This is a genomic window from Mesorhizobium sp. WSM4884 (assembly GCF_029625675.1).
Classification (GTDB): Bacteria; Pseudomonadota; Alphaproteobacteria; order Rhizobiales; family Rhizobiaceae; genus Mesorhizobium.
In genome coordinates, this window is sequence record NZ_JARTVO010000004.1 from 134712 (window position 1) to 161213 (window position 26502).

Sequence of the window (26502 nt, forward strand, 5' to 3'; positions counted from 1 at the left end):
ACCGCGTACAACGCTGAATTGTTATAGGGCTGCCGGTCGTCACGCCAGTCACAAGCTTGACAGCAGTTAAATCTCTGTTTAACAGGCGCACCAACACCGGGTGGCGACGCCCGGTGGTTTCTTTTGCATGGATAAGACCTCACCGGAAGCCAGTTTGTCGGCGGTCTTGTTCGAACTGACGTGTCCCGTGGGTTTTCCGTCGCGTTGCGTGGAAAACCCTGTCAGGCCTCGAAAACGGAGGCCAGAGGAGGGCGCGTTTCCTTCACCCGGAGCCATGGGGTTCCGGGTATATTGTTTTGAAAGGGAATGCGATGAGCAAGCGCGAATCCGCGAAATACAAGATCGACCGCCGTCTTGGCGAAAACATCTGGGGCCGCCCGAAGTCCCCGGTCAACAAGCGTGAATACGGCCCCGGCCAGCATGGCCAGCGCCGCAAGGGCAAGCTTTCCGACTTCGGCCTGCAACTGCGCGCCAAGCAAAAGCTGAAGGGCCATTACGGCGATGTTTCGGAAAAGCAGTTCCGCAAGGTCTACGAAGAGGCCAACCGTCGCAAGGGCGACACCTCCGAGAACCTGATCGGCCTGCTGGAGTCGCGCCTCGACGCGATCGTCTATCGCGCCAAGTTCGTGCCGACCATCTTCGCCGCCCGCCAGTTCGTCAACCACGGCCACGTCAACGTCAACGGCAAGCGCACCAACATCGGTTCGTACCGCTGCAAGCCGGGTGATGTCATCGAGGTGCGCGAGAAGTCGAAGCAGCTCGTCATCGTGCTGGAATCGGTTGCGCTCGCCGAGCGCGACGTGCCGGACTATATCGAGGCCGACCACAACAAGATGACCGCGACCTTTGCCCGTGTTCCGGGCCTGTCGGACGTGCCGTTCGCCGTGCAGATGGAACCGAACTTGGTCGTCGAATTCTACTCGCGCTGATCCGACCAATCGGCGACACCATCGAGGCCGCCCGTCGAGGCGGCCTTTTCTTTGTGGATCATGTCAGTTAAGCCGGGCCGTAACGAAGACCGTGGGGCATACGCGCCATGAACATGCTGCCTGGCACCAAATCACTTGGCGTCAAATCACTTGAACCGATCGCCGAAGAGGAAGAGGGCGGATTTCATCCGCTGTTTCGCGACGTGCCGTCCTCGGTCGAGTTCAACAAGCTGCGCAAGCGGCTCTTGAGGCTCACCCGCCAGGCGATCGAGGATTTCGCCATGGTGAAGCCCGGCGAGCGCTGGCTGGTGGCGCTCTCGGGCGGCAAGGATTCCTACGGCCTGCTTGCCCTTCTGCTCGACCTCAAATGGCGCGGCCTGCTGCCGGTCGAACTGCTTGCCTGCAATCTCGACCAGGGCCAGCCGAATTTTCCAAAACACATCCTGCCGGGCTATCTCAGCGCGAACGGCATCACGCACCGCATCGAGTACCAGGACACCTATTCGGTGGTCACCGACAAGCTGCCCGAGGGCAGTACCTATTGCTCGCTCTGCTCGCGGCTGAGGCGCGGCCATCTCTACCGCATCGCGCGCGAGGAGGGCTGCGCCGCCTTGGTGCTCGGCCACCACCGCGAGGATATCCTCGAGACCTTCTTCATGAATCTGTTCCATGGCGGTCGTCTCGCCGCCATGCCGCCCAAGCTGATCAACGACGAGGGCGACGTCATGGTGCTGCGTCCGCTCGCCTATTGCGCCGAGGTCGATCTCGAGAAATTCGCCGCCGCGATGAAATTCCCGATCATTCCATGCGACCTCTGCGGCAGCCAGGAAGGGCTGCAGCGCAATGCCATGAAGGCGATGCTCGATGACATCGAGAAGCGCATGCCCGGCCGCAAGGACACGATGATCCGCGCCATGACCAATGTGCGGCCCTCGCACCTGCTCGATCGAAAACTGTTCGACTTCGCCGCGCTCGATCAGCGCCTCATCACAGGGCAAGACATTTCCGATGACATTTGACGACCGCGCGATCGATTGGCTGGCCAACGTTCTCGCCGATGCAGCCAGGGCCGAAATCATGCCGCGCTTCCGCCGATTGGGCGAGGGCGATGTCCGCCGGAAGACCTCGGCCGCGGATCTGGTGACCGAAGCGGACGTCAACGCGGAAAGACTGATCACCGCAAGGCTGCGCGAGGGCTATCCCTCGGCGATGATCGTCGGCGAGGAGGCCTGCTCGGACAATCCGGCCTTGCTTTCCGGTCTGGGCGACGCAGAGCTTGCCTTCGTCATCGATCCGGTTGACGGCACCTTCAATTTCGCCTCCGGCGTGCCGCTGTTCGGCGTCATGCTGGGCGTCGTCATCAAAGGCGAGACGGTTGCCGGCATCATCCACGACCCGATCGGAAAGGACTGGCTGATCGGCGCCAAAGGCGCGGGCAGCCATATCCGCCACGCGCATGGCGCGCTGGAGAAGGTGCGGGTCGCCGCGCCGGCGCCGATCTCTGAGATGACGGGTGCCGTGTCCTGGCAGTATCTCAAGGAGCCGGACAGGTCGCGGCTTGCGCGCAACCACACCAAGGCGCTGTCGCAGTTCGGCTATCGCTGCGCCGCGCACGAATACCGGCTGCTGGCGAGCGGCCACGCGCATTTCGTCGTCTACAACAAGCTGATGCCGTGGGATCACCTTGCGGGCGTGCTGATCCATCAGGAGGCCGGCGGCTATGCCGCGCGCATCGATGGCGATCCTTACCTGCCGTCGCATATCGATGGCGGGCTGCTCGTCGCGCCGGACAAGAGCTGCTGGGACGAGTTGCGCCGCGAGCTCTGGGCGGACTGATCCCAAGCTGTCGCCTCACACCGGCGGATTGTGTGGCTGGAACAGCCGTCCGCGCTCGGCGACCAGGATCATCAGCAGGGCCGCGACCGACACGCTGCAGAAGCCGGCCGCCAAGGGCGTGACCGTGCCGTTATAGGCCTGGCCGATCAGCGTGCCGAGGAGGCCGCCGAGGAAGGTTTGCATGAAGCCGAGGATGGAGGACGCGGTGCCGGCGAGCTCGCCGAGCGGCTCCATCGCGAGCGCGTTGAAATTCGCGCCAAGGCAGCCGAACGGCACCATCGCGCCGGCGAAGAAGGCAATGAACAGCCAGAGCGGCATCTGCATTTCGAGCGAGACGACGAGCCATATCAGGCTGATGGCGAGAAAGAGCAACAGCGCGCTTTGCGAGAGCCGGCGCATGCCGATCTTGCCGACGAGCCGCGCGTTGAGGAAGTTCGAGAAGGCGAGCACGCCGGCGACGCCGGCGAAGATCAAAGGGAACAACTCGCCGACATGGAAGACGTCGAGATAGATCTGCTGCGCCGAATTGATGAAGCCGAACATGGCGCCGAAGATGAAGGTGCTGGCGAAGGCATAGCAAAGCGCGATGCGGTTGGTGAGCACGATGCGGAAGCCGCCGACAACCGCATTGACCGTCAGCGGGCGGCGGTATTCAGGATGCAGCGTCTCCGGCAGGCGTAGCAGCGACCATGCCGATACGATCAGCGCGCCGACGGCCATTGTGACGAAGATCCAGTGCCATGTGGCGAAGAGCATGATGAACTGGCCGATGCCGGGCGCGACGACCGGGATCGCCATGAACACCATGAAGATCAGCGACATCACCTCGGCCATGCGACGACCCTCGAAGGTGTCGCGCACGATCGAAACGGCGATGACACGCGTTGCCGCGGCGCCGATGCCTTGCACGACACGGCAGGTGAGCAGGATGGCGAAGGTTGGAGCGACCGCAGCAGCAGCCACAGCCGCGACATAGATGATCAGGCCGGCGACCAGCGGCGCGCGGCGGCCGAAACGGTCCGAGATCGGCCCGAAGAAGAGCTGACCGGTGCCGAAGCCTAGGATGTAGGCGGTGATGACGTATTGGCGGTGGTTTTCGTTCTCGACGCCGAGAGAGGCGCCGATCTGCTGCAATGCCGGCAGCATGATGTCGATGGCCAGAGAGTTGAGCGCCATCAGCGCCGCGCAAAGCGCAATGAATTCCCAGCGCGGAATGGGCAAGCTGCTTGCCGATTGCTGCGCCACTACCTGCTTGTCCACGGCAAAATCCGATCATTCAAACGAATGTGCGCCGGTTGACCGGCGCATCTGTTCGTCCTGTTCCCTGCTCGGGAATGCCGAGGTGGGGGCGGCCCCGGAAGTCTTGTTCAACGCAATTCCGGACGCAAAACCGCTGCGCACTTTTCCTGGAATTGCTTTGGCCGGCTGAGCAGCCGGCCGGCGTTCAATCAGGCGGCGCCTTTGACGCTGACGCCCTTCTCGATCAGGAAATCCTGCAATTCGCCGGCCTGGAACATCTCTCGCACGATGTCGCAACCGCCGACGAACTCGCCCTTGACGTAGAGCTGCGGGATGGTCGGCCAGTTGGAATAATCCTTGATGCCCTGGCGCAGTTCGGCGGAGGTCAGCACGTTCACGCCTTTATAGTCGACCCCGACATAGTCGAGGATCTGCACCACCTGGCCGGAGAAACCGCACTGCGGGAAGCCGGGCGTGCCCTTCATGAAGAGCACCACGTCGTTGCTCTTCACTTCACTGTCGATGTAGTCGTTGATGCCACTCATGGGGAATCCTTTCACGCCTGTGGGAGTCAGGCTCGAAGCATGTCCATCAAATAAACCCATAGGTTGGCTGAAACAAGACGTTAGCCGCGACGCCAGCGGAATGGCGCAAAGGATGGCGCGATTTGGGCCAAGCCTGGTGGGCAGGCTTCAGTCGGGAACGCTGGTCTGCAGCGCGAGCGCATGCAGCACGCCGCCCATATTGCCCTTCAGCGCGTCATAGACCATCTGGTGCTGCTGCACCCGGCTTTTGCCGCGGAAGCTTTCGGCCACCACCTCGGCCGCGTAGTGGTCGCCGTCGCCGGCCAGGTCGCGAATCGTCACCTTGGCGTCCGGAATGCCTTGCTTGATCAGCCGTTCGATGTCGCGCGCGTCCATTGCCATGACAAAAATCCTGTTTTCGAGCGGGGAGCGGTGCAGCCCGTACGATGAGAGTCGGGATAAGCGTAGAGCCTTTCCGGTCCGGATTGAAGCCGTTCCATCCATGACCGTGGGTCAGGGAACGGTCCGATCCGTATGAAGGACATCGCCGGCGGGCACGTCCTCGCGTGTCGAATAGGCGCGACCGAGGCTGAAGGTCAGCACATAGAGCGGAACGTTGATCGCGATACCGACCAGGGCAAGTAGCTCGTCCACTGCCAGACCGGAGAGAAAAACGGCTGGCCGTAGCCGTCGCACAAAAGCGAGGAGCCATACGCCCAAAGCGTTGCGACGACGATCGTGACGGCGAAGAGCTTGACGCAAGTGGCGATATGCCTGGCTCGAGCCGGCTCCGGCAAAAGCCGCTCCCAGAGGACCAGGCACAATATCGGAACCGCGTAGACGAGGCCCTGAACGGCCAGCATCGGGATCGTGCCGTTGGCCGCGGCAAGGAATTCAACCCGCGTTTCAAGCCGCGGACAGACCTCGCTCGAGGTCGCCGACAGTGAGAGAAAGACGAACGGGCCGAGAAACCAGAAGAAGAACAGGGAGGGCCAGAAGACGACTGCAAGCAGCGCCCGGACCGCCAGCCTGGTCAAACGGCCTGATCCATGAAGCGCGGGAACCAGCCCTCGTGGGCGGCGGTCAACTCACTGACCGGTATGGCCCGAGCCTCACCGAGTTTCAATTCACGACCGCCGGTCGTGCCGATCCAAGGCGCGAAGATGCCGAGCCTGCTCTGCTCCTCGCGGATCTTGTCCCATTCGCTGCTTTGCGGGTCGATCGACAGCGTCAGCAGGTAGCGCCCCTGGTCCTCGCCGAACCAGACCGGGATCGGGTCGGTGCCGGTAAGGCCGGGAATGGTGGCGCCGATGCCCGACGCCATCGCCATTTCAGCCAGCGCTATCGCCAGGCCGCCGTCCGAGACGTCATGCGCGGCGGTGACGATGCCGGAAGCGATCAGCGAACGCACATGGTCGCCGACGCGCTTTTCATGCGCGAGATCGACGGGCGGCGGCGGCCCGTCGGCGCGGCCGTGGATATCGCGCATGTAGATGGACTGGCCGAGATGGCTGCCCCATGTCGGCGGCGCACCGACCAGCACGATCATCTGACCCTCGGCAGCAAAGCCGATACGGGCCATCTTCGACCAATCGGCGATCAGTCCGACGCCGCCGATGGTCGGCGTCGGCAGTATGCCGCGGCCGTTGGTCTCGTTGTAGAGCGAGACGTTGCCGGAGACGATGGGGAAGCCAAGCGCGCGGCAGGCCTCGCCGATGCCCTTAATCGCCCCGACGAACTGCCCCATGATCTCCGGCCGCTCCGGATTGCCGAAATTCAGGTTGTCGGTGGCGGCAAGCGGCAAGGCGCCGGTCGCGGTCAGATTGCGCCAGCATTCAGCCACTGCCTGCTTGCCGCCCTCGTACGGATCGGCCTCGCAATAGCGCGGCGTGACGTCCGAGGAGAAGGCGAGCGCCTTGGTCGGATGACCGTCGACGCGCACCACGCCGGCATCGCCGCCCGGAAGCTGCAGCGAATTGCCCTGGATCAGCGTGTCGTACTGCTCCCATACCCAGCGGCGCGATGAGAGGTCCGGTCCGCCAAGCATTTTCAGCAACGTGTCCGCAACATCGGCTTTCGGAGCATCGCTGGCCGCGAGCGGCGCGGGCTTCGTGGCTTCAACCCACGGGCGGTCATATTCCGGCGCCTGGTCGCCCAGTTCCTTGATCGGCAAATTGGCGACCTCGTCGCCCTGGTGCAGCACGCGGAAGCGTAGGTCGTCGGTGGTCTTGCCGACGACGGCGAAGTCGAGGCCCCATTTGCGGAAGATCGCCTCGGCCTCCTCTTCCTTCTCGGGGCGCAGCACCATCAGCATGCGCTCCTGGCTTTCCGACAGCATCATCTCATAGGCGCTCATGCGCTCCTCGCGCACCGGCACCTTGTCGAGATCGAGCTCGATGCCGAGATCGCCCTTGGCGCCCATCTCGACCGCCGAGCAGGTGAGGCCTGCCGCACCCATGTCCTGGATGGCGATGACGGCGCCGGAGGCCATCAGTTCCAGGCAGGCCTCCAGCAAGCATTTTTCGGTGAACGGGTCGCCGACCTGGACGGTCGGCCGCTTCTCCTCGATCTTGTCGTCGAACTCTGCCGAGGCCATGGTGGCGCCGCCGACGCCGTCGCGCCCGGTCTTGGCGCCGAGATAGACGACCGGCAGGCCGACGCCCTTGGCCTGCGACAAGAAGATGGCGTTGGTCTTGGCGAGGCCGGCCGCAAACGCATTGACCAGGATGTTGCCGTTGTAGCGCGGGTCGAAATTGACCTCGCCGCCGACGGTCGGCACGCCGAAGGAATTGCCGTAGCCGCCGACGCCCGAAACGACGCCGGCGACAAGGTGCCGGGTCTTGGGATGATCGGGCGCGCCGAAGCGCAGCGCGTTCATTGCCGCAACCGGCCGCGCGCCCATGGTGAAAACGTCGCGCAGGATGCCGCCGACGCCGGTCGCGGCTCCCTGATAGGGTTCGATGTAGGATGGGTGGTTGTGGCTCTCCATCTTGAAGACGACGCAGTCGCCGTCGCCGATGTCGACCACGCCGGCATTCTCGCCCGGTCCCTGGATGACCTGCGGGCCGCTGGTGGGCAGCGTGCGGAGCCATTTCTTGGAAGACTTGTAGGAGCAGTGCTCGTTCCACATCGCCGAGAAGATGCCGAGTTCGGTGAAGCTCGGCTCGCGTCCGACCAAGTCGAGGATGCGCTGGTATTCGTCGGGCTTCAGCCCATGCGCTGCGACGAGCTCGGGGGTGATCGGCACGGAATTGGAAATGGTCATGGGCGGCGATTGGTATCCGTGGTGAGGGGATTTTCTGAGTCTCCTCTTATCGCAAGCTTTCGCGCGATACACCCCACCGGATGACGAAAAACGCCGGAAAACCGCAGCCTCGCGCCTGCGCGACCGGGCAGCGCAGGGCGGGTCAGGAAAAACTGTCGTAGCCGGCCCGGCCTTCGTCGAGCAGACGGCGGATGACCGCGACGCCGCGGGCGACATCCTCGCTCTGCCGCGGCTGCGACACGCCGAAGCGGACGCCGTGGAAGACCTGCTCGGAACGGCCAGCCTTGAACTCGTCCTCGTCGTCGATGAGCACGCCTTGCGCCAGGCAGGCATTCTTGAAGGTGCCCGACAGCCAGGGGTCCGGCAAAGTCAGCCAGACAAAGGGCACATTGTCTCGTGCCTTGAAGTCGAACCCCGCCAGCGTCTCGCGCACGACACGGAGACGCGCCTGAATCTCGGCAATACAGCGCTTGCGGATCTCGCTGGCCTGGCCGGACATCACCAGCCTCGTTCCAACCTCCGCCAGCAGGAAGGGCAGGCCGCCGGTCATCATCTTGTGCGCGATGCGGATGCGGTGGCGGTAGGCGGGCGGACAGGAGAGCCAACCGCCGCGCACACCGGCCGCGACCGATTTCGACAGACCGCCGGCGACGATCGTGCGCTCCGGGGCATATTCGGCAAGCAGCGGCGTCGGATCGTCGGTCAACTCGCCATAGAGGTCGTCCTCGATCAGGACCACATTATACTCGTGCGCAATGCGCGCGATCGCCTGGCGCCGCTCCGCCGACAGCGTCACCAGCGTCGGATTCTTCGCCGTCGGCATCACGAACATCATCTTCGGATGTTTCTGCGCACAGACGCGTTCGAAATCGTCGGGGTCGACGCCTCCATCATCCGCCGACACCAGCGCGGTGCGGCGTCCGATCAGCCCGGCGCTGCGTGATATCTGCGAATAGGTTAGGTGCTCGAAGACGACATAGTCGCCGGGCGTGGTGAGCGCGGCGATCGCCGCCATCACGGCGGCATGGGTGCCGAGTGTCGGAACAATCGAATCGGGCGAGGGGCGGAAGGAGTTGCGCGACAGCCATCGACTGCCGGCGTCGTACCAGCGTTCGGGGAAATCCCTGGTGTAGCTCGCTATGTCGTGCGGATGTTCCTGCGCAGTGCGCGCCAGCAAGTCCGCGATCACGGCGCCCTGGCCGACATCGGGTGCCGCGGTGCTGTCGAAGCGCAGCTTGCCCGTCGGCGCATCGATGGCGCGCGTGCCTTGGACAGCGGGCTCGATATCCGCTTTCGGGATCTCCGTGCGTTGCGCGAGCACATAGGTGCCGCGTCCAACCTCGCCGCTCACCAGCCCGCGTTCGCGCAGCAGCTGATAGGCCCGGCCGATGGTGCCGACCGTCGTGCCGATGTCATAGGCGAGGTCGCGCTGCGGCGGCAGTTTTGCACCGGCATCGATGACGCCCTTGTCGATATCTGACTCAATGCTGTCAGCAAGGCGCTGATACAGAGGGCCGGAGCCGGAAGACAGGTCTGGGAGCCAATTTGTCATGGTGACAATTTTCTATATTGCGCCGCGCGATGAGTCAATCGATATGAAGTTGCGAGCGGTTGGGGGTACAATCAATAAGTTTGGTGGATCGAAAGATGAATACAATTGATACATTCCGTTACAGCGGTGCCGGATTGCATGGCCGCCCGTCGGGTCGCCGCAGGTTCATCGACCGCGTCGTGTTTGTGCTCGCTTCTCTGGCAAGGCAGATCGGCCGGATGCTGGAGCGGCGTCGCGGACGCCTTGCACTGCTCGAGATGACCGACGAGCAGCTCAAGGATATCGGCGTCTCGCGTTGCGACGCCCATCGCGAAGGCATCAGGCCGTTCTGGGACTGAAGCGCGTCGCGCGGAAACGGGTTCAGGCGATCTGCGTGTCCGATTCGACAGGCAGGCGGGCTACTTCCGCAGGCGGCCGATGCCGTGGTCGGCAAGCACGGCGAGCAAGCTGAGGCCGAGAAACAGTACGGTGATGGTCAGCGCCGAGACGGCGACGCTAACCGCGCCGTTCTTCGCCACGTCGAGGAATGGGTAGGGCACCTCGCCGGCGAACGGCGCCCGTATCAGCGCATAGGCAAGATAAGCGAGCGGATAGATCATCCACCAGGAAATATCGCGCCAGCGCGCGCTGCCGTCGGCGCCGGCGATCAGCCACCACAAGACGAAGACCAGCGGCGCCACATAGTGCAAAAGGACGTCGCAGAGGAAGAACAGCCCTTCCGGCGCCCAAAGGCGCGCGAGCATCGTCGTGTAGACGATGAAAACCAGCGTTATGGCGACCGCGACGCCCGTCCGGATGCGCCTGCCGGCGAAGGCGGGAAACCAGGCATAGCCGGTGGGCGACAGTAGTGACGCATGCACCATCACCACGGCGATGTTGGTCAGGATGGTGAAGAAGCTGAAATAGAAGACGATCGAGCCGAGCAGGCTGCGGCCCGCCGCCATCGACGCCGGGATGGTGATCGCGAACTGCAGGATGAGCGCTATCAGCCCGATAACCAGTCCCGCTATCTGCAGGAACCGGCCCATGGCAAGCTCACGCCGCGGCGGTGCAGGACGGATTGCCGGCCTGCCAGCGGGCGATGTCGGAGCCGATGCGCGCGCCAAGCGGCTCGGCCATCAGCGGCCCGAATACGTCGACCTTGCTGGAATCGCCCTGCGCCTGCACCACCAGCAAAGGCTTGCCGCCATAGTGCTTGGCGGGCACCAGCAGGAAGCGCGGAGTGCCGCTGTAGGAATTCAGCTCATTGGCCATCTGATAGGCTTTGAAGGCCGGGTCCTTGCTGGCGATCCAGCATTTATGCGCGGCGATCGCGACCTGCTCCATGGCAAGCAGCGAGGCGCTCTTGCCTGAGGGCGCCGGCGTGGTCTTGGAGCCGGATTGGCAAGAGGCCAGCGCAAGGCCGGCGGCGGCCAGGAGAGCAAGGCGAGCAATCGTCATTCTCATGGCCAGGCCGGGCCCTCTTGTTCCGAAGAATTGTTCTGAAGGAATTTGGCTGAAAAGAATCAAGCGGCGATGCCTAGCGCGCCTTCGAACAGCGCCCGGCCATCGCTGCCGCCATGAGCCGCCTCGATCAGGTTCTCCGGATGCGGCATCAGGCCGAGCACATTGCCCTTGTCGTTGATGATGCCGGCGATGTCGTTGATCGAGCCGTTGGGATTGGTGCCTTCGGCGTAGCGGAACACCACCTGGCCTTCGCCTTCGAGGCGCGCCAGCGTCTCGGCATCGGCGAAATAATTGCCGTCGTGATGCGCGACCGGCGAGCGGATGATCTCACCGGGCTTGTAGCGACGGGTGAACATGGTGTTGGCGTTGGCGACCTGGAGCTTCACCTGGCGACAGACGAACTTCAGCGAGGCGTTGCGCATCAGGGCGCCGGGCAGCAGCCCGGCCTCGACCAGGATCTGGAAGCCGTTGCAGACGCCGATGACCATGACGCCCTTGGCGGCCTTTTCCGCCACCGCCCGCATCACCGGCATGCGCGCCGCGATCGCGCCGCAGCGCAGATAGTCGCCAAAGGAAAAGCCGCCGGGAATTGCGATCAGGTCGACATCGGGAATTTCGGTATCGGTCTGCCAGACGGTCGTTGGCGCCTGTCCGGAAATCTTGGTCAGCGCGGCGATCATGTCGCGGTCGCGGTTGAGGCCAGGCAGAAGGACGACGGCTGATTTCATGGCAGTTCCCGTTCGCTGATCTGATGCAGATACCGGGGCGGAACCTGGTTGGTCAACCAGACACTATTGTCGGAAAGGAAGAATGTCATTACGTGCCCGGCCATGGCCGCCGAGTCGACCCGGAGATAACATCTTTTCCCTTCCGGCGCCGCGCCACGACGCGTGTCGTCTCGATATCCATTGATAGATGCACGTGCTGGCGCGATTGGCCGGTCAGACCTTCACGCAGGATGGCGGGGAGGAATTCTTGCTTCGTGCCGTGGTAGAGCTCCGCCGGCGGAGGGCTTGGCATCAACCCGAGATCGATGTCGACGCTGTGGCCTTGGACGGCGCGGATGCGATTGCCGTCGATCGCGAACCGCTTCTTCGGATTTTCCGCGACGACGCGCTCGACGTCGGCCGCCGATGCACCGAATTTCTGTCGGATCACCACACAAGGTGCGCCGAAATCGGCCCAACCGCTATCGTCAAGAACAAGCCCGCCTTCTTCCGGTGCATGCCGCAGCACGAGGCTCATGAATTTCGAGATCTGGGTGTCGTTCGGCATGGCGAAGCTGGTTCAATCCCACATGCTGAACGCATGTCATTTCGGCTCAAAAGGCTTTTGGGCCTCGGCGAGTTCCCGGAGATCCAGGCGCTTTTCTATTCGCTCCAGCCGATCGTCTTGTCGGCCCAGAATCCCATAAATGTTATGAATATCGCTCTGCGTGGCCGCCATGTGACCTCGCATCACGTTCAACTCCCGCTTCGTCTCGGTCACATCCTGGCGAAGCTCGCCAATTTCGTGATGAACGCGCTTCAACAGCTCAAACATCAATTCGTTCGTGGCTTCCGGCATTGACGCCTCCGGCACAACCTCAGGTTATGGCCACACTATAGTTCTCAATCACCGTGTTCGCCAGAAGCTTGTCGCACATGGCCTTGAGGTCGGCTTCGGCCTTGGCCTTGTCGGTTCCGGTGAGCTCGATGTCGAACACCTTGCCCTGGCGCACCTGGCCGACGCCGTCGAAGCCCAGACCCGAGAGCGCATGCTCGATCGCTTTGCCCTGCGGGTCGAGAACGCCATTCTTGAGGGTCACGGTGATGCGGGCTTTCATCGATACTCCTGAAATGATCGGTCGTGCGGAGAGCGAGCCCGCCGTTTCCGGCAGGCTGCTCGGCAGTTAGTGCTTCGTGCCCTTCGTCGGCTCGGAGGAGGCGACGAGCACCGGACCAGTCGGGCGCGGCGGCTCGTTCTCGTTCATGATGCCGAGACGGCGGGCGACTTCCTGGTAGGCCTCGACCAGCCCGCCCATGTCGCGACGGAAACGGTCCTTGTCGAGCTTGTCCTGGGTCGCGACGTCCCACAGCCGGCAGGAATCCGGCGAGATCTCGTCGGCGACGACGATGCGCATCATGTCGCCCTCGAACAGGCGACCGCACTCGATCTTGAAGTCGACCAGCTGGATGCCGACGCCCAGGAACAGGCCGGAGAGGAAGTCGTTGACGCGGATGGCCAAAGCCATGATGTCATCGATCTCCTGCGGGCTGGCCCAGCCGAAAGCGGTGATATGCTCTTCCGACACCATCGGATCGTCGAGCGCATCGGCCTTGTAGTAGAACTCGATGATCGAGCGCGGCAGCACCGTGCCTTCCGCGATGCCGAGGCGCTTTGCCAGCGAGCCGGCGGCGACATTGCGCACGACCACTTCGAGCGGGATGATCTCGACTTCCTTGATCAGCTGCTCGCGCATGTTGAGCCGGCGGATGAAATGGGTCGGGATGCCCATGCGATTCAGGTGGTTGAAGATGTGCTCGGAAATGCGGTTGTTGAGCACACCTTTGCCATCGACCACCTCGTGTTTCTTCTTGTTGAAGGCGGTGGCGTCGTCCTTGAAGAATTGGATCAGCGTTCCAGGCTCAGGTCCCTCATAGAGGATCTTGGCCTTGCCTTCGTAAATGCGGCGGCGATTTTTCATCTGATTTTTTCTCTGGATTGGCGGGCAGGCGGCAAGCGACCAGTTCCTGTCCGTCTGCCTAAATTAGTTGCGGCGACGGTGGCGTTCAATGCCGGTGTCTATAGCAATCGCAATGTTTGCTCAATCGGCAAATCCTGCCGATCAACCGGTTTCAGGACCGAAATGCCGCAGCGCAGCATGCGATCAAGGATATTGACCGGCTCGCGGCCTTTTGGTTTGTGCTTGGCCAGAACACATATTCACCGCCAAGCGAATCGATTTGACCGGAGGGACCTCATGAGCAGCATGAAAGACCGCGAAGAAGGCTTCGAGCGCAAATTCGTCATCGACGAGGAGCTTCGCTTCAAGGCCGCAGCGCGCCGCAACAGGGCACTCGGCCTCTGGGCCGCCGAAAAGCTCGGCAAAACCGGCGCCGATGCCGAGGCCTACGCCAAGGAAGTGGTGGTCTCCGACATCGAGGAAGCCGGTGATCACGATGTCTTCCGCAAGATCCGCAAGGATTTTGACGCGGCCGGCGTCAACCAGTCGGACCATCAGATCCGCCGCACGATGGACGAGCTGATGGCGCAGGCGATCGAGCAGATCAAGAACACGTAAAAATCATTGGACCAATCGACCGCCCGGCTCAGCCGGGCGGTTTTTCTTTGCCTTGCCGCCGTTTCCGGCTGAAACTGCATCGGAGGCGATGTGCGTCCTTCGCGACGTACATCGCTCCGACATTTGAGTTTTCGCATCGTGCTTTCCGGAAATCGTTCCGATTTGCGGGCCGATGCGTTGTTAACAAGGAAGTTCCGATGTCGCTCAAGTCCCGGCTGGCCACCGACGAAACGCTGTTCACCGCATGGTCCGGCGTACCGGACGCGCTGACGGTCGAAATCATTGCCAAGCAGGGCTTTGATGCCGTTACCCTCGACATGCAGCATGGCGGCCACCATGAGGATAGCGTGCTGCGCGGCCTCGTACCGGTGCTGGCCGCCAATAAGCCGGCACTGGTGCGTATACCCGTTGGCCGGTTCGATATGGCGAGCCGCGCGCTCGATTTCGGCGCCGAGGCGGTCATCGCGCCGATGGTGAATTCCGTGGAGGACGCCAGGCAGTTCGCCGCCGCGATGAAATATCCGCCGATGGGCGAGCGTTCCTGGGGCCCGACCTATGCTTTCCCTCGCCATGGCAAGGGCGATCACGCCGAGTGGCTTCGCGACTCGAACCAGCGCACCATGGCCTTCGCCATGGTCGAGACGCGCGCGGCGTTCGAGGCGCTCGACGGCATCCTCGATACGCCCGGCATCGACGGCATCTTCGTCGGCCCGTCGGATTTCTCGATCGCCTGGTCGAACGGCACCACAGTCAATTCGACGCTGGAAAGCATGATGGAGACGGTCGCCTCGATCGCCGAGCGGACGCGCAAGGCCGGCAAGCATGCGGCGATCTACGTCATCGAGCCGGCCGTTGCCGGCCGCGTGGTTTCGATGGGCTATCGGCTGCTCGCCATGGGCTCGGACCACACGCTGATTTCGCTTGGCGCCAAGACTTTGTTGAAGAGCATGCGGGATTCGATCGGCGCCTGAAGACGAGTAGATTTAGGGTTCCTTCAGTTCCGTCAGGAACTTGGCGAAGGTCATCGAGCCTTCCGGCCAGGGGCCGAACCCGGCGTCGGCATTGAGATGGCCGGCCTCGCCGGCGTCGATGAACAGCGATCCCCAGGCGGCGGCGATGTCCTCGGCGACCTCGAAGGCGCAGAAGGGATCGTTGCGGCTGGCGATAACGATCGAGGGAAAGGGCAGCGGATCGCGCGAATAGGGGCCGAAGGTCATCAGATGCCTCGGCCTGATCTCCGGGTTGGCGACATCGGGCGGCGCGACGAAGAAGGCGCCTGCGATCGGCTTCTGGAATTGCGGGACAGCCTGTACCGCCGCCGCCACACCCAGCGAATGCGCGACGATCACCACCGGCCGCTCGGCTTCGTTGACAACATTGGCTACGTTTGCCGTCCAGTCTTCGCGCACCGGCTTCGACCATTCCGCCTGCTCGACCCGGCGCGCCGTCGACAGTTTCGACTGCCAGCGGGTCTGCCAGTGCTCGGGGCCGGAATTGGTGTAGCCCGGCACGATGAGAATATCTGCGTCCTTGACCTTCATGGCGCGGATGTAGCGAGCGGCCTTGTCTCATGCAACCATGCCGGTGGTCACGTCATATCACGATTGTGAACAACGTGTTCGATTCTTTCCGGCTTGTGTGAACGATCACAATGGACGATCTGAAAAGCGAAAACAGGAACGGCTAAATAAAAGCTGGCGCTGCCCTTGCGAAGTCGGCGTCCGAACGGAGAATCTGATGAGCGAACTGCCTTTTGCCGCGACCACCCCGGTCAGTGTCTCGCGTGTCGGCCTGAAGGCGCAGGATGCCGAAAACCTTGCCGCCTATTACCGCGCGGTCGTCGGCCTGCAGGAGCTGAGCCGTGCAGATGGCGCGATCACGCTTGGCGCCGCGAACCGTCCGCTGCTGGTGCTGGAGCAGGATGCCTCGGCAAAACCTGACGATCCACGCAGCGCCGGCCTTTTCCATACAGCCTTCCTGCTGCCGTCGCGCGCCGATCTCGGCCGCTGGATCAACCATGCCGCCGCCAGCCGGATCGGCATCGAGGGCGCGTCGGACCATCTGGTAAGCGAGGCACTTTACCTTACCGACCCCGAGGGCAACGGCATCGAGATCTACGCAGACCGCCGCCCGCAGGACTGGAAGTGGAACGGCGACAGAATAGCCATGGCGACCGAGCGGCTGAACCTGCCGGCGGTCGTGGCCAGCGTGCCGGCGGGCGATGCCGGCTGGCAGGGCGCCCCTGAGAACACCATCGTCGGCCATGTGCATCTGCGCGTCGGCCGCCCGGAAGACGCCGAGGCCTGGTGGCATGACGAGTTCGGCTTCGACACGGTGGCCAAATATGGCGGCCAGGCGGTGTTTCTGTCCTCCGGCCACTACCACCACCACATCGGCGCCAATGCCTGGCATAGCGCCGGCGCCGGCCGCCGTGATCCGGCCCGTTCGGGCCTCGCCTGGGTCGAGATGCGCTCGGACAATGCGAAGACCGAGACGACGCGTGAGGATCCCTGGGGTACGATGATCAGAACCGTGCCTGGGAGGGCTTGAAGTCGGACTTGCGCCAAGCTGGAGCACCCCTCATCCGACCGAGCTTCGCTCGGCCACCTTCTCCCACAAGGGGAGAAGGGAAGGCCGCGTCAGCGCCGCCGCCAATCGCGGATGTTGGTGATTATCCGAGATGTAGGCGCCAGATTCCCCTTCTCCCCTTGTGGGAGAAGGTGGCTTGTCGCGAAGCGACAAGACGGATGAGGGGTGTTCCAGCTTGGCTCCAGGGCGCCTTTGTTCGGCCTCAAGCTTCTCCAAACACCCGCTTGAAGATCGTATCGACATGCTTGGTGTGGTAGCCGAGGTCGAATTTTTCGCGAATCTCGGCTTCCGGCAAGGCTGCGGTCACGTCCTTGTCGGCAAGCAGTTCTTCAAGAAAATCAGCTCCTTGTTCCCATACCTTCATGGCGTTGCGCTGCACCAGCCGGTAGGCGTCCTCGCGTGACACGCCGGCCTGCGTCAGCGCCAGCAGCACGCGCTGCGAATGCACCAGGCCGCGGAACTTGTTGAGGTTCTTCAGCATGTTCTCAGGGTAGACCAGCAGCTTGTCGACGACGCCGGTGAGCCGCGCCAGCGCGAAGTCGAGCGTCACCGTCGCGTCCGGCCCGATCATGCGCTCGACCGAGGAGTGCGAAATGTCGCGTTCGTGCCAGAGCGCCACATCCTCCATGGCCGGCATGGCGTAGGAGCGCACCATGCGGGCAAGGCCGGTGAGGTTCTCGGTCAGCACCGGGTTGCGCTTATGCGGCATTGCCGACGAGCCTTTCTGCCCCGGCGAGAAATATTCCTCTGCTTCCAGGACTTCGGTGCGCTGCAAATGACGAATCTCGACGGCCAGCCGCTCGACCGACGAGGCGATCACGCCGAGGGTGGCGAAGAACATGGCATGGCGGTCGCGCGGGATCACCTGTGTCGACACCGGCTCCGGCTTCAGGCCGAGCTTCTTCGCCACATGCTCTTCGACATAAGGATCGATGTTGGCGAAGGTGCCGACCGCGCCCGAGATAGCGCAGGTGGCGATGTCTTCGCGCGCGTGCAGCAGCCGCTCGCGGCAGCGCGAGAATTCGGCATAGGCCAGCGCCAGCTTGACGCCGAAGGTGGTCGGCTCGGCATGAATGCCGTGGCTGCGGCCGATGGTGACGGTGTCCTTGTGCTCGAAAGCGCGGCGCTTCAGCGCCGCGAGCAGGACGTCGATGTCGGCAAGCAGGATGTCGCTGGCGCGCGTCAATTGCACCGCAAGGCAGGTGTCGAGAACGTCCGACGAGGTCATGCCCTGGTGGATGAAGCGGGCATCCGGGCCGACGAACTCGGCGAGATGAGTGAGGAAAGCAATCACGTCATGCTTGGTGACGCGCTCGATCTCGTCGATCTTGTCGACGTCGAATTTCGCGGCGCCGCCTTTCTCCCAGATGGTCTTGGCCGCCTCCTTCGGGATGACGCCGAGTTCGGCCAGCGCATCGCAGGCATGCGCCTCGATCTCGAACCAGATGCGGAATCGGGTTTCGGGTGACCAGATGGCGACCATTTCCGGCCGGGAATAGCGAGGGATCATCGTTTCTGAGTCCTGCTGGGAGAAGCTTCGGCCGCGTCCTAACAGAGGCCGGCCCAATGCTCAACGCCGCTGCCGCGCAAACCAGACGGTGGCGGCGGCAAGTGCCGCGAAGCCGAGCGGAAAATAGAGCCGCACACCCAGGACGACGAACTGGTAGAGCGCCGTCAGCACAATGGAGGCGAATTCGAATGCCCAGGTGAGCGTGAAGGCCGGCGCGTGCCACTCGGCGTAATAGGAACGGTAATGAGACGTGCTGCTCGATGCATCCAATCCGGCGTTCGTTTGTTATTGTGGACCGTCCCAGCGGAGGACGCGCGGCCACCACCCAACGGAGGACCAGCATGACCACCGACACCAGCAAGATACGCGAGCATATGGAAGTGATCGGCGCCGATGGCGTGCATATCGGCACAGTCGACAAGGTCGACGGTCAGCGCATCAAGCTGACCAAGGCCGACAGCGGCATGGGCACGCACAAGGGCCATCACCACTACATTCCGCTCAGCCTCGTCGCGGAGATCGACGGGAAAAAGGTCTGGCTGTCGGCGAATTCCGATGTCGCGGTGACCTTCGAGGAAGAGAAGTCCGACCCGACCTGACCGGAAAACTCAGCGCGACGACCAGACGGGGAACAAATCGCCCTCTGCGGGCGTCGCCGCGTGGATGCCGCGGCTGATGGCGCGTGCCATGGTCGCGCCGGCGCCCGCGTAAAGATCGATTGCCGCGTCGGCGCCGAGTTCGATGCCGCTCCTGCCCGTTGCCAGCGCGAAGATGAGGTCGCCGTCGGCCGGCGTGTGCGTCGGCCAGATGGCGCGTGCGAAGCCGTCATGCGCCGAAATCGCCAGCCGCTTGGCGGCGGCCTTGGTCAGAACCGCGTCGGTGGCGATGACGGCTATCGTCGTGTTTCCGTCTTGCGCTCCGATGTGCCGGTCGCGGTATTTCAGCAAGATTTTCCTTGCATCTCCCGGCATCGGATCGGGATAGCCCAGGCCGCCGAATTCGTCGCCGATCTCGAAGGGCGCCGCCCAGAAGTGACGGCTGCGGCCGACCGTCACCGAACCGGTCGGGTTGACCGCGGCGAGCGCGCCGATGGTGACGCCGCTGTCGAGCACCGTCGAGGCGGAGCCCAGCCCCCCCTTCAGCCCGGAGGTGAGCGCGCCGGTGCCGGCGCCGACCGTGCCGATCGAAAAGTCGGCCGTTGCCGCCTGCGCAGCCTCGTAGCCGAGTTCGCGATAAGGCGGATAGCGGCCCCAGTCCTTGTCGCCGCCATTGGGCAGGTCGAAGAGGATCGCCGCCGGCACGATCGGCACGCGGAAGCCACCGACCTCGACACCGATGTTCTTCTCCCGCAGCGCCGCCTGCACGCCGGAAGCAGCATCAAGGCCGAAGGCCGAGCCGCCGGAGAGCACGACGGCATGGATCGCGGCGATGGAGTTTTGCGGCTCGAGCAGATCGGTTTCACGCGTGCCCGGCGCGCCGCCCAGCACCTGGACGCCGGCCACCGCAGGCTCCTCGCACAGCACCACCGTGACCCCGGACTTGAGCCTGGCGTCGGCAGCATTGCCGACTCTCAAGCCGGCGACGTCGGTGATCAGGTTACGCGGTCCGGTGCGGAACATCACTTTTCCTCCAGCGGCACGAAATGCGTGCCGTCAAAGCGGAAGGCGCGGAAGGGGTTTTGACTGAGGTCGCCTTTTCCATCGAAGCGGACGGTGCCAATCGCAGTCGCGAAGTCATGCCCGGTCAGCGCCTCGGCGAGCGGTTTGCCGGAGCTTTCCGCATCGGCTGCCGTCGCCTTCGCGATCTGTACCGCGGCATAGGCCGGCAAGGTATAGCCGTCCGTCACGATCTTCCTTTCGCCAAAGGCCTGCACGATCTTGGGGTCCGCGGCTTCCGCCCATTCCGGCAATGCGATCATCAGCGTGCCTACCGCATAAGGAACATCGCCGGGCGGCGTGCGCAGCGTTTCGCCGCCGGCGAAGGTGATGACGGCATTGAGCTGTGCGGCGTCGCGCCCCATGATGGCGATGTCGTCGCCGTCACCGCCGGCGAACACCTTGGTCGCGCCCGCCTTCTTCAACCGGCCGATCAGCCCGATCTGGTTGTCGAGCTGCGGCCGGAACGTGTCTACGAAGACCGGCTTGAGCGCCGCCTGCTCGGCGGCCGCGCGAAAAGTCTCGGCGATCTCGCGACCATAAATGGTGCCGTCATCGACAATGGCGAACAATTCGTTCTGCCAAAGGCGGGTGAGGATCGCGGCCACCGCATTGCGTTCGCCGTCGCCGCGCGGCCCGAGCCGGTAGACCGGCCAGCCGGTCTTGGCACGCCTGTCTGTCAAGCTCTCGGTGCGCACGCCGACAGTGATGACCGGAATATTGGCGTCCTTCAGTATCGGCAGCGCCGCCTCGATCGCCTCGGTACAGAGAAAGCCCACCACGATATTGACCTTGGCGTCCACGAACTGCCTGGCGGCCGCTGCCCCGCCGTCGGCGGTGCAGGCATCGTCCGCCGTCTTGAGCGTGAGGCCATTCGCTTCCGCCGCCTGTTGGGCGCCATTCTCGATCTGCTGGCCGAGGATCGCCGATGGACCGGATAGCGGCGCGGCGACGCCGACCAGGACATCGGCATTGGCGCTCGCAGCCAGCGACAGCCAGAACAGCGCGGCTAAGGTCGTCGTGATATGGCGCATTCGGGCGAAGAGGTCCCCATGCCGGAGTTGCAATCCGGCACTATTCCAGCAAAGACCTAAAGGCTGGCTAATCCCGGCGCAACACGCGAATTTCAGGATTGCGGTCAAGCACTTCGCTTGTGGCATGCAATATGTAGCCATATATAACGGGCTGGTTTTCTGACAGGTGAATCATCAGGTGCTGAAGATCAACGATATCGGGCCGCAACACTATCGCGATGCAATGGCGCATTTTGCCGGCCATGTGCATGTGGTGACCACCGATGGCCCCGCCGGCAAAAGAGGTGCCACGGTGATCGCCGCCTGTTCGGTTTCGGACACGCCGCCGACCGTGCTTGTCTGCCTCAACCGCGAGAATCAGAAGAACGAAGCCTTCATCAGGAACGGCAACTTTGCGCTGAATACGCTCGCCTCGGACCAGGAGGCGCTTTCGGCAGGCTTTTCCGGCATGACCGGCCTGCCGTCGGAAGAGCGCTTCGCGCTCGGCGAATGGGACGTGATCTCGACTGGCGCCCCCACGCTGAAAGGCGCGCTCGCCGTCTTCGATTGTCAGATCATCGATGCCAAGGATCTCGCCACCCATCGTGTGCTTTTTGGCAAGGTGACAGGCCTGCGTATCGGCGATAATTTGCGGCCGCTAATCTACCACAACCGCGGCTACCACGTTCTGTGAAACTGGCGAGCGGATCCACGGAGACAAGATGACAGGGCCTGCGCCGCGCCCCGCGCCGAAGTCGATCGACGAGACGCTCGATCTCCTGACCGGCGCGGACTATGTCGCGGATCGCTCGCTGGCAACCGTGCTGTTCCTGTCGCTGCGCATGAAGCGGCCGCTGTTCCTCGAAGGCGAGGCGGGCGTCGGCAAGACCGAGATCGCCAAGGTGCTGGCCGACGCGCTCGGCCGCCGGCTGATCCGCCTGCAATGTTATGAAGGGCTCGACGTATCCTCCGCCGTTTACGAGTGGAACTACGCCGCGCAGATGATCGAGATCCGCATGGAGGAGGCGGCCGGCAAGGTCGTGCGCTCCGACATGGAGCGCAACGTCTTTTCCGAAAAATACCTGATCCGCCGCCCCGTGCTCGATGCGCTGACCGGCAAGGCGGGCGCGGCGCCGGTCTTCCTCATCGACGAGCTCGACCGCACCGACGAGGCATTCGAGGCCTTCCTGCTCGAGATCCTGTCGGACTTCCAGGTGACGGTTCCGGAGCTCGGCACGATCAAGGCCGAAGAGCCGCCGATCGTCATCATCACCACCAACCGTACGCGTGAGATCCACGACGCGCTGAAGCGGCGCTGCCTCTATCACTGGGTCGATTATCCGAACGCCGAACGCGAGCTGGAAATCGTGCGCCGCAAGGTGCCGCAGGCCAACCGCCGGCTGTCGGCAGAGGTCGTCTCCTTCATCCAGAAGCTGCGCCAGATCGAGCTGTTCAAGGCGCCGGGCGTCGCCGAAACCATCGACTGGGCCGGCGCGCTCACCGAACTCGACAAGATCGCGCTCGATCCGGAGACGGTGTCCGACACGATCGGCGTGCTTCTAAAGTACCAGGACGACATTGCCCGCATCGAACAGGGCGAAGGCCGGCGTATCCTCAATGAGGTTAAGGCCGAGCTTTCGGCCGCGGAGTAGGCTCCATGCCATCGCCGCGCCCGGAACCCAAAGAGGCCACAGCGGACGGGCATATCGCCGACAACATCGTCTATTTCGCGCGGGCGCTTCGCAAGGCCGGCATGCGCGTCGGTCCCGCCTCGGTCAAGGACGCCATCGAGGCGGTGCTCGCCGCCGGCATCGGCTCGCGCGACGATTTCTACTGGACGCTGCATGCGGTGCTGGTTTCGCGGCACGAGGATCATCCCGTCTTCGACGAAGCCTTCCGCCTGTTCTGGAAGTCACGCGAGCTGATCGAGAAGCTGCTGGCGATGTTTTCGCCCGTCGCGCCGGACGATCGCGAAAAACAAAAGCCGCGGGCGGGCGAGAACCGCGTCAGCCAGGCGATGTTCGAAGGCCATCACAAGAACCAGCCGGCGCGGGAAGTGCCGGAGATCGAGGTCGACGCGCGTTTCAGCTTCTCCGGCAACGAGGTGCTGCGCGGCAGGGATTTTGCGCAGATGGATGCGGCCGAACTGGCCGAGGCGAAAAAGGCGATCGCCGCCTTGCGGCTGCCCTTCGATCTGGTGCGCACGCGGCGTTTCAAGCCTGACGCGCAGGGACGCCGGATCGATCCGCGCGCCATGATGCGTTCAGCCGCGCGGACAGGCGGCGCGCTGATCCTGCCGAAATTCCGATCGCCGCGCGAAGTGCACCCGCCGCTGGTCGTGCTTGCCGATATTTCCGGCTCGATGAGCCAGTACACACGCATCTTTCTCCACTTCCTGCACGCGCTGACGGAAAAGCGCCGGCGCGTGCACGCCTTCGTATTCGGCACGCGGCTGACGAACCTGACCCGCCAGATGCGCCATCGCGATCCCGACGAGGCACTGGCCGAATGCTCGACAGCCGTGAAGGACTGGTCCGGCGGCACCCGCATCGGCGACGCGCTCGCCGAGTTCAATCGGCTGTGGTCGCGCCGCGTGCTCGGGCAGGGCGCCGTGGTGTTGCTGATCACCGATGGGCTGGAGCGCGACGACGTTACCGGCCTGTCGGAGGAGCTGGAGCGGCTGCACAAATCCTGCAGGCGGCTGATCTGGCTCAATCCGCTCTTGCGCTTCGACGGGTTCGAGGCGCGCGCCCGCGGCGTGAAGGCGATGCTGCCGCATGTCGACGAGTTCCGCGCGGTGCACAATCTCGACGCGCTCGCCGATCTTTGCGCCTCGCTCGACCGGCGGCCGACGGCTTCGGTCGATCCGCGCCGCTGGCTGCAGACTGGCGGGAGGCGCGCGGCTTAGCCATATGTTGGTGGGGAGCATGCGTTCCTCGGGAAAAACAGACTTTGCGAGAAGCGACGATGGACGAGAGCATTTATCTCGATGAGGCCCGCGATCCTCTGATCATCGCGGAAGGCTGGATGAAGGACGGCAAGGATGTCGCCATCGCAACCGTGGTCGAGACCTGGGGTTCGGCGCCGCGCCCTGTCGGCAGCCATCTGGTCATCGACGCCGAGGGGAATTTCCATGGTTCCGTCTCGGGAGGCTGTGTCGAGGGTGCCGTGGTGACCGAGGCGATCGACGTCATCGGCTCAGGCAAGGCCAGGGTGCTGGAGTTCGGCGTTGCCGACGAAACCGCCTGGCAGGTCGGGCTCTCCTGCGGTGGCCGCATCAAGGTCTATGTCGAGCGCCTAGGCTGATCATTTATGGATCCGTACGTTCTCAAAACATTGAACGAGGAACGCCGGGCCCGGCGCGCCGCAGTGCTGGTCACCGATCTCGGCGACGGTCGCGACCGTATCGTGCGCGAGGGCGACCCCGTCGCCGGCGAGCTCGGGGCGGCGATCGCCAGCGCGTTCCGAACCGGCAATTCGAGGTCGGTGGAGGCCGAAGGGCGGACCTTCTTTCTCAATGCGCATCTGCCGCGCCCACGCCTGGTGGTGATCGGCGCCGTGCATATCAGCCAGGCGCTGGCGCCGATGGCCAGGATCGCCGGCTATCCGGTCGAGATCGTCGATCCGCGCACGGCCTTCGCCACACCCGAACGCTTTCCCGACGTGGCGCTGCATGCCGAATGGCCCGAGGACGTGCTGAAGCGCCAGCCGCTAGACAGCTACACCGCGCTCGCCGCCGTCACTCACGATCCGAAGATCGACGATTTCGCGCTGAAGGCGGCGCTCGACGCCAGATGCTTCTATGTCGGTGCGCTGGGCAGCAGGAAGACCCATGCCAAGCGGATCGAGCGCCTGCTGGCGCTCGGCGCCAGCGCCGAACAGATCGCCCGCATTCACGCGCCGATCGGTCTCGACATCGGCGCGTCGAGCCCGGCCGAGATCGCGGTCGCGGTCCTCGCACAGACCATCCATGCCTTCCGCTCGCGCGGCCTGGAAAGCAAAGGCGCCGTGGCGTGAAGTTCGGTCCGGTTCCGATCGAGCAGGCCGAAGGCGCGGTGCTCGCGCATGCGACTGCGGCCGGCGAACGCCGGTTCCGCAAGGCACATCGGTTGAGTAGCGAGGATGTCGCGGCGCTGAAGGCGGCTGGCGTCAGGGAAGTCGTGGCAGCCGTACTTGCTTCCGACGATCTCGGCGAGGATGCCGCTGCCGAAAAAATCGCAGCAGGGATGAGCCATCGCAATGTCGAGGTGAAGCCCGCCGCGACCGGACGGGTGAACCTGCATGCCGAAACCGCCGGCGTCTTTACTGTCGATGCCAAGATGATCGACGCGATCAATGCAGTTGATCCGGCGATTACCGTCGCCACGCTGGCGCAGCATGCGCCGGTCGGGAAGGGTCAGATGGTGGCAACGGTGAAGATCATTCCCTTCGCCGTCGCCGCCAACCTCGTCGATGCGGTGATCAAGATCTGTGCCGGTGGCGAAATCTTTGCCGTCAACGCCTATCGTCCGATCAATGTCGGAGTCATCCAGACGACGCTGCCCGGCGTGAAGCCGAGCGTGCTCGACAAGACACTGCGCGTCACCGAGGCGCGGCTGGCGCGCTCCGGCGGCCGGCTGATGGCTGAGCGGCGCACGCCGCATGAGATCGCGCCCGTCGCTGAAGCAGCGGCCGCGCTGGCCCGCGACAACGACATGGTGGTGATCTTCGGCGCCTCGGCCATGAGCGATTTTGCCGACGTCGTGCCGGCCGCTATCGAACGCGCAGGCGGTACCGTGATCCGCGCCGGCATGCCGGTCGATCCCGGCAATCTGCTGGTGCTCGGAACGCTGGGCGGCAAGCGCGTCATTGGCGCGCCCGGTTGCGCGCGCAGCCCCAAGGAGAACGGCTTCGACTGGGTGCTGGACCGGTTGATCGCCGGACTGGATGTCACGGCCCGCGACATTGCCGGCATGGGCGTCGGCGGCCTGCTGATGGAAATCCCGACCAGGCCGCAGCCGCGCGAGCCGTTGCCGGCCCCACAGTCGGCAAGAGCGGAGCCCAAAGTCGACATCGTGCTTCTCGCCGCCGGCCGTTCCAGCCGCATGGGCGGACCGAACAAGCTGCTGGCGCTGTTCGACGGCAAGCCGCTGGTGCGCCGGACAGCCGAACGGGCGTTGGGCTCGAAAGCTGCCAGCACCATCGTGGTCACCGGACATCAGCGCGAGCGTGTGCGCTCGGCGCTCTTGGGTCTCAAGGTCACGCTGGCCGACAATCCGGACTTTGCCGCAGGTCTCGCTTCGTCGTTGAAGGCAGGTATTGCAAGGGTCGCGCCCGACGCTGCCGGCGCCATGATCGTGCTCGGCGACATGCCGGGCGTCTCGTCGAAGGACTTCGACAGCCTGATCGATGCGTTCCGTCGTTCTGGCGGCCGCGCCGTGGTGCGCGCGGCGCATCAAGGCAAACGCGGCAATCCGGTGCTTTTGCCGCGGTCGCTGTTTGCCGCCGTCGCGCATCTCGAGGGCGATACCGGCGCGCGCCATCTGGTCGAGGCCGAGGGTCTCGACGTCATCGACGTCGAGATCGGGCAGGGCGCTGCGATCGACGTCGATACGCGCGAGGCGCTGGAAGGGGCGGGCGGCGTCCTGCAGGATTGACAAACCGAAGCCGAAGCACGCATGG

30 protein-coding genes and 2 pseudogenes are annotated in these 26502 nt (G+C 63.9%); 14 read left to right on the plus strand and 18 right to left on the minus strand.

Annotation, left to right across the window (positions count from 1 at the left end):
* Positions 1–311: 311 nt before the first annotated feature.
* The 3 genes from rpsD (at position 312) to P9236_RS08020 (ending at position 2765) form a co-directional block, all read left to right on the plus strand.
* A complete protein-coding gene (gene rpsD / locus P9236_RS08010) occupies positions 312–929 on the plus strand; it encodes a 30S ribosomal protein S4 (protein WP_040981269.1) in 618 nt (205 codons plus the stop codon).
* 107 nt (positions 930–1036) lie between these two features.
* Positions 1037–1948, plus strand: a complete 912-nt coding sequence (gene ttcA, locus P9236_RS08015) for a tRNA 2-thiocytidine(32) synthetase TtcA (protein WP_278074070.1) — start codon at positions 1037–1039, stop codon at positions 1946–1948.
* The gene (locus tag P9236_RS08020; protein ID WP_278074071.1) at positions 1938–2765 is read left to right on the plus strand and encodes an inositol monophosphatase family protein; all 828 of its coding nucleotides are present in this window, start codon (positions 1938–1940) and stop codon (positions 2763–2765) included. The genes ttcA and P9236_RS08020 overlap by 11 nt, the downstream gene beginning before the upstream one ends.
* 15 nt (positions 2766–2780) lie before the next feature.
* Here the strand turns inward: P9236_RS08020 and P9236_RS08025 are convergent, their stop codons facing one another.
* From P9236_RS08025 to P9236_RS08050, 6 genes are all read right to left on the minus strand, one after another.
* Positions 2781–4025: a multidrug effflux MFS transporter gene (locus tag P9236_RS08025; protein WP_278074072.1), complete on the minus strand. Its 1245-nt coding sequence runs from the start codon at positions 4023–4025 to the stop codon at positions 2781–2783.
* A gap of 188 nt (positions 4026–4213) precedes the next feature.
* Positions 4214–4549, minus strand: coding sequence for a Grx4 family monothiol glutaredoxin (gene grxD, locus P9236_RS08030; RefSeq protein WP_278074073.1), 336 nt, complete (start codon positions 4547–4549; stop codon positions 4214–4216).
* Between the two features lie 147 nt (positions 4550–4696).
* Positions 4697–4930 carry a BolA family transcriptional regulator gene (locus tag P9236_RS08035; protein WP_278074074.1) on the minus strand — a complete coding sequence of 78 codons (234 nt, stop codon included), beginning with the start codon at positions 4928–4930 and terminating at the stop codon, positions 4697–4699.
* A 194-nt stretch (positions 4931–5124) separates the two neighbouring features.
* The gene (locus P9236_RS08040; protein ID WP_347405178.1) at positions 5125–5565 is read right to left on the minus strand and encodes a hypothetical protein; all 441 of its coding nucleotides are present in this window, start codon (positions 5563–5565) and stop codon (positions 5125–5127) included.
* Entirely contained in the window at positions 5562–7793 is a 2232-nt protein-coding gene (purL, locus tag P9236_RS08045; protein WP_278074075.1) for a phosphoribosylformylglycinamidine synthase subunit PurL, read from the minus strand. Before purL ends, P9236_RS08040 begins: the two co-directional genes overlap by 4 nt.
* 142 nt (positions 7794–7935) lie before the next feature.
* Positions 7936–9345, minus strand: a complete 1410-nt coding sequence (locus P9236_RS08050; protein WP_278074076.1) for a PLP-dependent aminotransferase family protein — start codon at positions 9343–9345, stop codon at positions 7936–7938.
* A 95-nt stretch (positions 9346–9440) separates the two neighbouring features.
* On the opposite strand from P9236_RS08050, the gene P9236_RS08055 reads away from it, so the two are divergent.
* A complete protein-coding gene (locus P9236_RS08055; protein WP_278074077.1) occupies positions 9441–9683 on the plus strand; it encodes a DUF1127 domain-containing protein in 243 nt (80 codons plus the stop codon).
* 60 nt (positions 9684–9743) lie between these two features.
* Here P9236_RS08055 and P9236_RS08060 read toward each other — a convergent pair whose 3' ends face one another.
* The 7 genes and pseudogenes from P9236_RS08060 to purC form a co-directional block, all read right to left on the minus strand.
* Entirely contained in the window at positions 9744–10373 is a 630-nt protein-coding gene (locus P9236_RS08060; RefSeq protein WP_278074078.1) for a Pr6Pr family membrane protein, read from the minus strand.
* A gap of 7 nt (positions 10374–10380) precedes the next feature.
* Positions 10381–10791 (minus strand): hypothetical protein, encoded by a 411-nt coding sequence (locus tag P9236_RS08065; RefSeq protein ID WP_278074079.1) that lies wholly within the window; start codon positions 10789–10791, stop codon positions 10381–10383.
* Positions 10792–10850: 59 nt separating this feature from the next.
* The gene (gene purQ, locus P9236_RS08070; protein WP_278074080.1) at positions 10851–11519 is read right to left on the minus strand and encodes a phosphoribosylformylglycinamidine synthase subunit PurQ; all 669 of its coding nucleotides are present in this window, start codon (positions 11517–11519) and stop codon (positions 10851–10853) included.
* Positions 11516–12066 (minus strand): annotated as a pseudogene (locus tag P9236_RS08075) (RNA 2'-phosphotransferase). The gene purQ and the pseudogene P9236_RS08075 overlap by 4 nt, the downstream one beginning before the upstream one ends.
* Positions 12067–12102: 36 nt before the next feature.
* Positions 12103–12357, minus strand: coding sequence for a hypothetical protein (locus P9236_RS08080; RefSeq protein ID WP_278074081.1), 255 nt, complete (start codon positions 12355–12357; stop codon positions 12103–12105).
* 19 nt (positions 12358–12376) lie between these two features.
* Positions 12377–12616, minus strand: a complete 240-nt coding sequence (gene purS, locus P9236_RS08085; protein WP_040969562.1) for a phosphoribosylformylglycinamidine synthase subunit PurS — start codon at positions 12614–12616, stop codon at positions 12377–12379.
* A 66-nt stretch (positions 12617–12682) separates the two neighbouring features.
* Positions 12683–13477, minus strand: a complete 795-nt coding sequence (gene purC, locus P9236_RS08090; RefSeq protein ID WP_278074082.1) for a phosphoribosylaminoimidazolesuccinocarboxamide synthase — start codon at positions 13475–13477, stop codon at positions 12683–12685.
* A gap of 276 nt (positions 13478–13753) precedes the next feature.
* Between purC and P9236_RS08095 the strand changes: the two genes are divergently transcribed.
* Positions 13754–14074, plus strand: coding sequence for a DUF1476 domain-containing protein (locus P9236_RS08095; RefSeq protein ID WP_278074083.1), 321 nt, complete (start codon positions 13754–13756; stop codon positions 14072–14074).
* 197 nt (positions 14075–14271) lie between these two features.
* Positions 14272–15045: an HpcH/HpaI aldolase/citrate lyase family protein gene (locus P9236_RS08100; protein ID WP_278074084.1), complete on the plus strand. Its 774-nt coding sequence runs from the start codon at positions 14272–14274 to the stop codon at positions 15043–15045.
* A gap of 12 nt (positions 15046–15057) precedes the next feature.
* Here P9236_RS08100 and P9236_RS08105 read toward each other — a convergent pair whose 3' ends face one another.
* The gene (locus tag P9236_RS08105) at positions 15058–15615 is read right to left on the minus strand and encodes an alpha/beta hydrolase (protein WP_278074085.1); all 558 of its coding nucleotides are present in this window, start codon (positions 15613–15615) and stop codon (positions 15058–15060) included.
* A gap of 196 nt (positions 15616–15811) precedes the next feature.
* Here P9236_RS08105 and P9236_RS08110 point away from each other — a divergent pair, with 196 nt between their 5' ends.
* Positions 15812–16624, plus strand: a complete 813-nt coding sequence (locus tag P9236_RS08110; protein WP_278074086.1) for a VOC family protein — start codon at positions 15812–15814, stop codon at positions 16622–16624.
* Between the two features lie 241 nt (positions 16625–16865).
* On the opposite strand, the gene purB is transcribed toward P9236_RS08110, so the two are convergent.
* Together purB and P9236_RS08120 are read right to left on the minus strand one after the other, a co-directional pair.
* Positions 16866–18173, minus strand: coding sequence for an adenylosuccinate lyase (purB, locus tag P9236_RS08115; protein WP_278074087.1), 1308 nt, complete (start codon positions 18171–18173; stop codon positions 16866–16868).
* Positions 18174–18233: 60 nt separating this feature from the next.
* Positions 18234–18416: pseudogene (locus P9236_RS08120) on the minus strand (hypothetical protein); the annotation flags it as partial.
* 98 nt (positions 18417–18514) lie between these two features.
* Between P9236_RS08120 and P9236_RS08125 the strand changes: the two are divergent.
* Positions 18515–18772: a DUF2171 domain-containing protein gene (locus tag P9236_RS08125; protein WP_278074088.1), complete on the plus strand. Its 258-nt coding sequence runs from the start codon at positions 18515–18517 to the stop codon at positions 18770–18772.
* A gap of 9 nt (positions 18773–18781) precedes the next feature.
* Here P9236_RS08125 and P9236_RS08130 read toward each other — a convergent pair whose 3' ends face one another.
* Complete coding sequence (locus P9236_RS08130; protein ID WP_278074089.1) at positions 18782–19792, minus strand: P1 family peptidase; 1011 nt, start codon at positions 19790–19792, stop codon at positions 18782–18784.
* Positions 19792–20862 (minus strand): branched-chain amino acid ABC transporter substrate-binding protein, encoded by a 1071-nt coding sequence (locus tag P9236_RS08135; protein ID WP_278074090.1) that lies wholly within the window; start codon positions 20860–20862, stop codon positions 19792–19794. The genes P9236_RS08130 and P9236_RS08135 overlap by 1 nt, the downstream gene beginning before the upstream one ends.
* A 178-nt stretch (positions 20863–21040) precedes the next feature.
* On the opposite strand from P9236_RS08135, the gene P9236_RS08140 reads away from it, so the two are divergent.
* Genes P9236_RS08140 through P9236_RS08165 form a run of 6 tightly spaced genes read left to right on the plus strand, consistent with a single transcriptional unit; the run spans position 21041 to position 26477 of the window.
* Entirely contained in the window at positions 21041–21535 is a 495-nt protein-coding gene (locus tag P9236_RS08140; RefSeq protein ID WP_278074091.1) for a flavin reductase, read from the plus strand.
* A 28-nt stretch (positions 21536–21563) separates the two neighbouring features.
* Positions 21564–22493, plus strand: coding sequence for a MoxR family ATPase (locus tag P9236_RS08145; RefSeq protein WP_278074092.1), 930 nt, complete (start codon positions 21564–21566; stop codon positions 22491–22493).
* A gap of 5 nt (positions 22494–22498) precedes the next feature.
* Positions 22499–23749 (plus strand): VWA domain-containing protein, encoded by a 1251-nt coding sequence (locus P9236_RS08150; RefSeq protein WP_278074093.1) that lies wholly within the window; start codon positions 22499–22501, stop codon positions 23747–23749.
* 59 nt (positions 23750–23808) lie between these two features.
* Positions 23809–24147 (plus strand): XdhC family protein, encoded by a 339-nt coding sequence (locus tag P9236_RS08155; RefSeq protein WP_278074094.1) that lies wholly within the window; start codon positions 23809–23811, stop codon positions 24145–24147.
* A gap of 6 nt (positions 24148–24153) precedes the next feature.
* Positions 24154–24858 carry an XdhC family protein gene (locus P9236_RS08160; RefSeq protein WP_278074095.1) on the plus strand — a complete coding sequence of 235 codons (705 nt, stop codon included), beginning with the start codon at positions 24154–24156 and terminating at the stop codon, positions 24856–24858.
* On the plus strand, positions 24855–26477 hold the full coding sequence (locus P9236_RS08165; RefSeq protein ID WP_278074096.1) for a molybdopterin-binding/glycosyltransferase family 2 protein: 1623 nt from the start codon (positions 24855–24857) through the stop codon (positions 26475–26477). The genes P9236_RS08160 and P9236_RS08165 overlap by 4 nt, the downstream gene beginning before the upstream one ends.
* Positions 26478–26502: the final 25 nt, after the last annotated feature.

Coding starts and splice junctions, on each gene's coding strand:
- rpsD (WP_040981269.1), top strand. CDS start 312: ATGAGCAAGCGCGAATCCGCGAAATACAAGATCGACCGCCGTCTTGGC.
- ttcA (WP_278074070.1), top strand. CDS start 1,037: ATGAACATGCTGCCTGGCACCAAATCACTTGGCGTCAAATCACTTGAA.
- P9236_RS08020 (WP_278074071.1), top strand. CDS start 1,938: ATGACATTTGACGACCGCGCGATCGATTGGCTGGCCAACGTTCTCGCC.
- grxD (WP_278074073.1), bottom strand. CDS start 4,549: ATGAGTGGCATCAACGACTACATCGACAGTGAAGTGAAGAGCAACGAC.
- P9236_RS08035 (WP_278074074.1), bottom strand. CDS start 4,930: ATGGCAATGGACGCGCGCGACATCGAACGGCTGATCAAGCAAGGCATT.
- purL (WP_278074075.1), bottom strand. CDS start 7,793: ATGACCATTTCCAATTCCGTGCCGATCACCCCCGAGCTCGTCGCAGCG.
- P9236_RS08050 (WP_278074076.1), bottom strand. CDS start 9,345: ATGACAAATTGGCTCCCAGACCTGTCTTCCGGCTCCGGCCCTCTGTAT.
- P9236_RS08055 (WP_278074077.1), top strand. CDS start 9,441: ATGAATACAATTGATACATTCCGTTACAGCGGTGCCGGATTGCATGGC.
- P9236_RS08060 (WP_278074078.1), bottom strand. CDS start 10,373: ATGGGCCGGTTCCTGCAGATAGCGGGACTGGTTATCGGGCTGATAGCG.
- P9236_RS08065 (WP_278074079.1), bottom strand. CDS start 10,791: ATGAGAATGACGATTGCTCGCCTTGCTCTCCTGGCCGCCGCCGGCCTT.
- purQ (WP_278074080.1), bottom strand. CDS start 11,519: ATGAAATCAGCCGTCGTCCTTCTGCCTGGCCTCAACCGCGACCGCGAC.
- P9236_RS08080 (WP_278074081.1), bottom strand. CDS start 12,357: ATGCCGGAAGCCACGAACGAATTGATGTTTGAGCTGTTGAAGCGCGTT.
- purS (WP_040969562.1), bottom strand. CDS start 12,616: ATGAAAGCCCGCATCACCGTGACCCTCAAGAATGGCGTTCTCGACCCG.
- purC (WP_278074082.1), bottom strand. CDS start 13,477: ATGAAAAATCGCCGCCGCATTTACGAAGGCAAGGCCAAGATCCTCTAT.
- P9236_RS08095 (WP_278074083.1), top strand. CDS start 13,754: ATGAGCAGCATGAAAGACCGCGAAGAAGGCTTCGAGCGCAAATTCGTC.
- P9236_RS08100 (WP_278074084.1), top strand. CDS start 14,272: ATGTCGCTCAAGTCCCGGCTGGCCACCGACGAAACGCTGTTCACCGCA.
- P9236_RS08105 (WP_278074085.1), bottom strand. CDS start 15,615: ATGAAGGTCAAGGACGCAGATATTCTCATCGTGCCGGGCTACACCAAT.
- P9236_RS08110 (WP_278074086.1), top strand. CDS start 15,812: ATGAGCGAACTGCCTTTTGCCGCGACCACCCCGGTCAGTGTCTCGCGT.
- purB (WP_278074087.1), bottom strand. CDS start 18,173: ATGATCCCTCGCTATTCCCGGCCGGAAATGGTCGCCATCTGGTCACCC.
- P9236_RS08125 (WP_278074088.1), top strand. CDS start 18,515: ATGACCACCGACACCAGCAAGATACGCGAGCATATGGAAGTGATCGGC.
- P9236_RS08130 (WP_278074089.1), bottom strand. CDS start 19,792: ATGTTCCGCACCGGACCGCGTAACCTGATCACCGACGTCGCCGGCTTG.
- P9236_RS08135 (WP_278074090.1), bottom strand. CDS start 20,862: ATGCGCCATATCACGACGACCTTAGCCGCGCTGTTCTGGCTGTCGCTG.
- P9236_RS08145 (WP_278074092.1), top strand. CDS start 21,564: ATGACAGGGCCTGCGCCGCGCCCCGCGCCGAAGTCGATCGACGAGACG.
- P9236_RS08150 (WP_278074093.1), top strand. CDS start 22,499: ATGCCATCGCCGCGCCCGGAACCCAAAGAGGCCACAGCGGACGGGCAT.
- P9236_RS08155 (WP_278074094.1), top strand. CDS start 23,809: ATGGACGAGAGCATTTATCTCGATGAGGCCCGCGATCCTCTGATCATC.
- P9236_RS08160 (WP_278074095.1), top strand. CDS start 24,154: ATGGATCCGTACGTTCTCAAAACATTGAACGAGGAACGCCGGGCCCGG.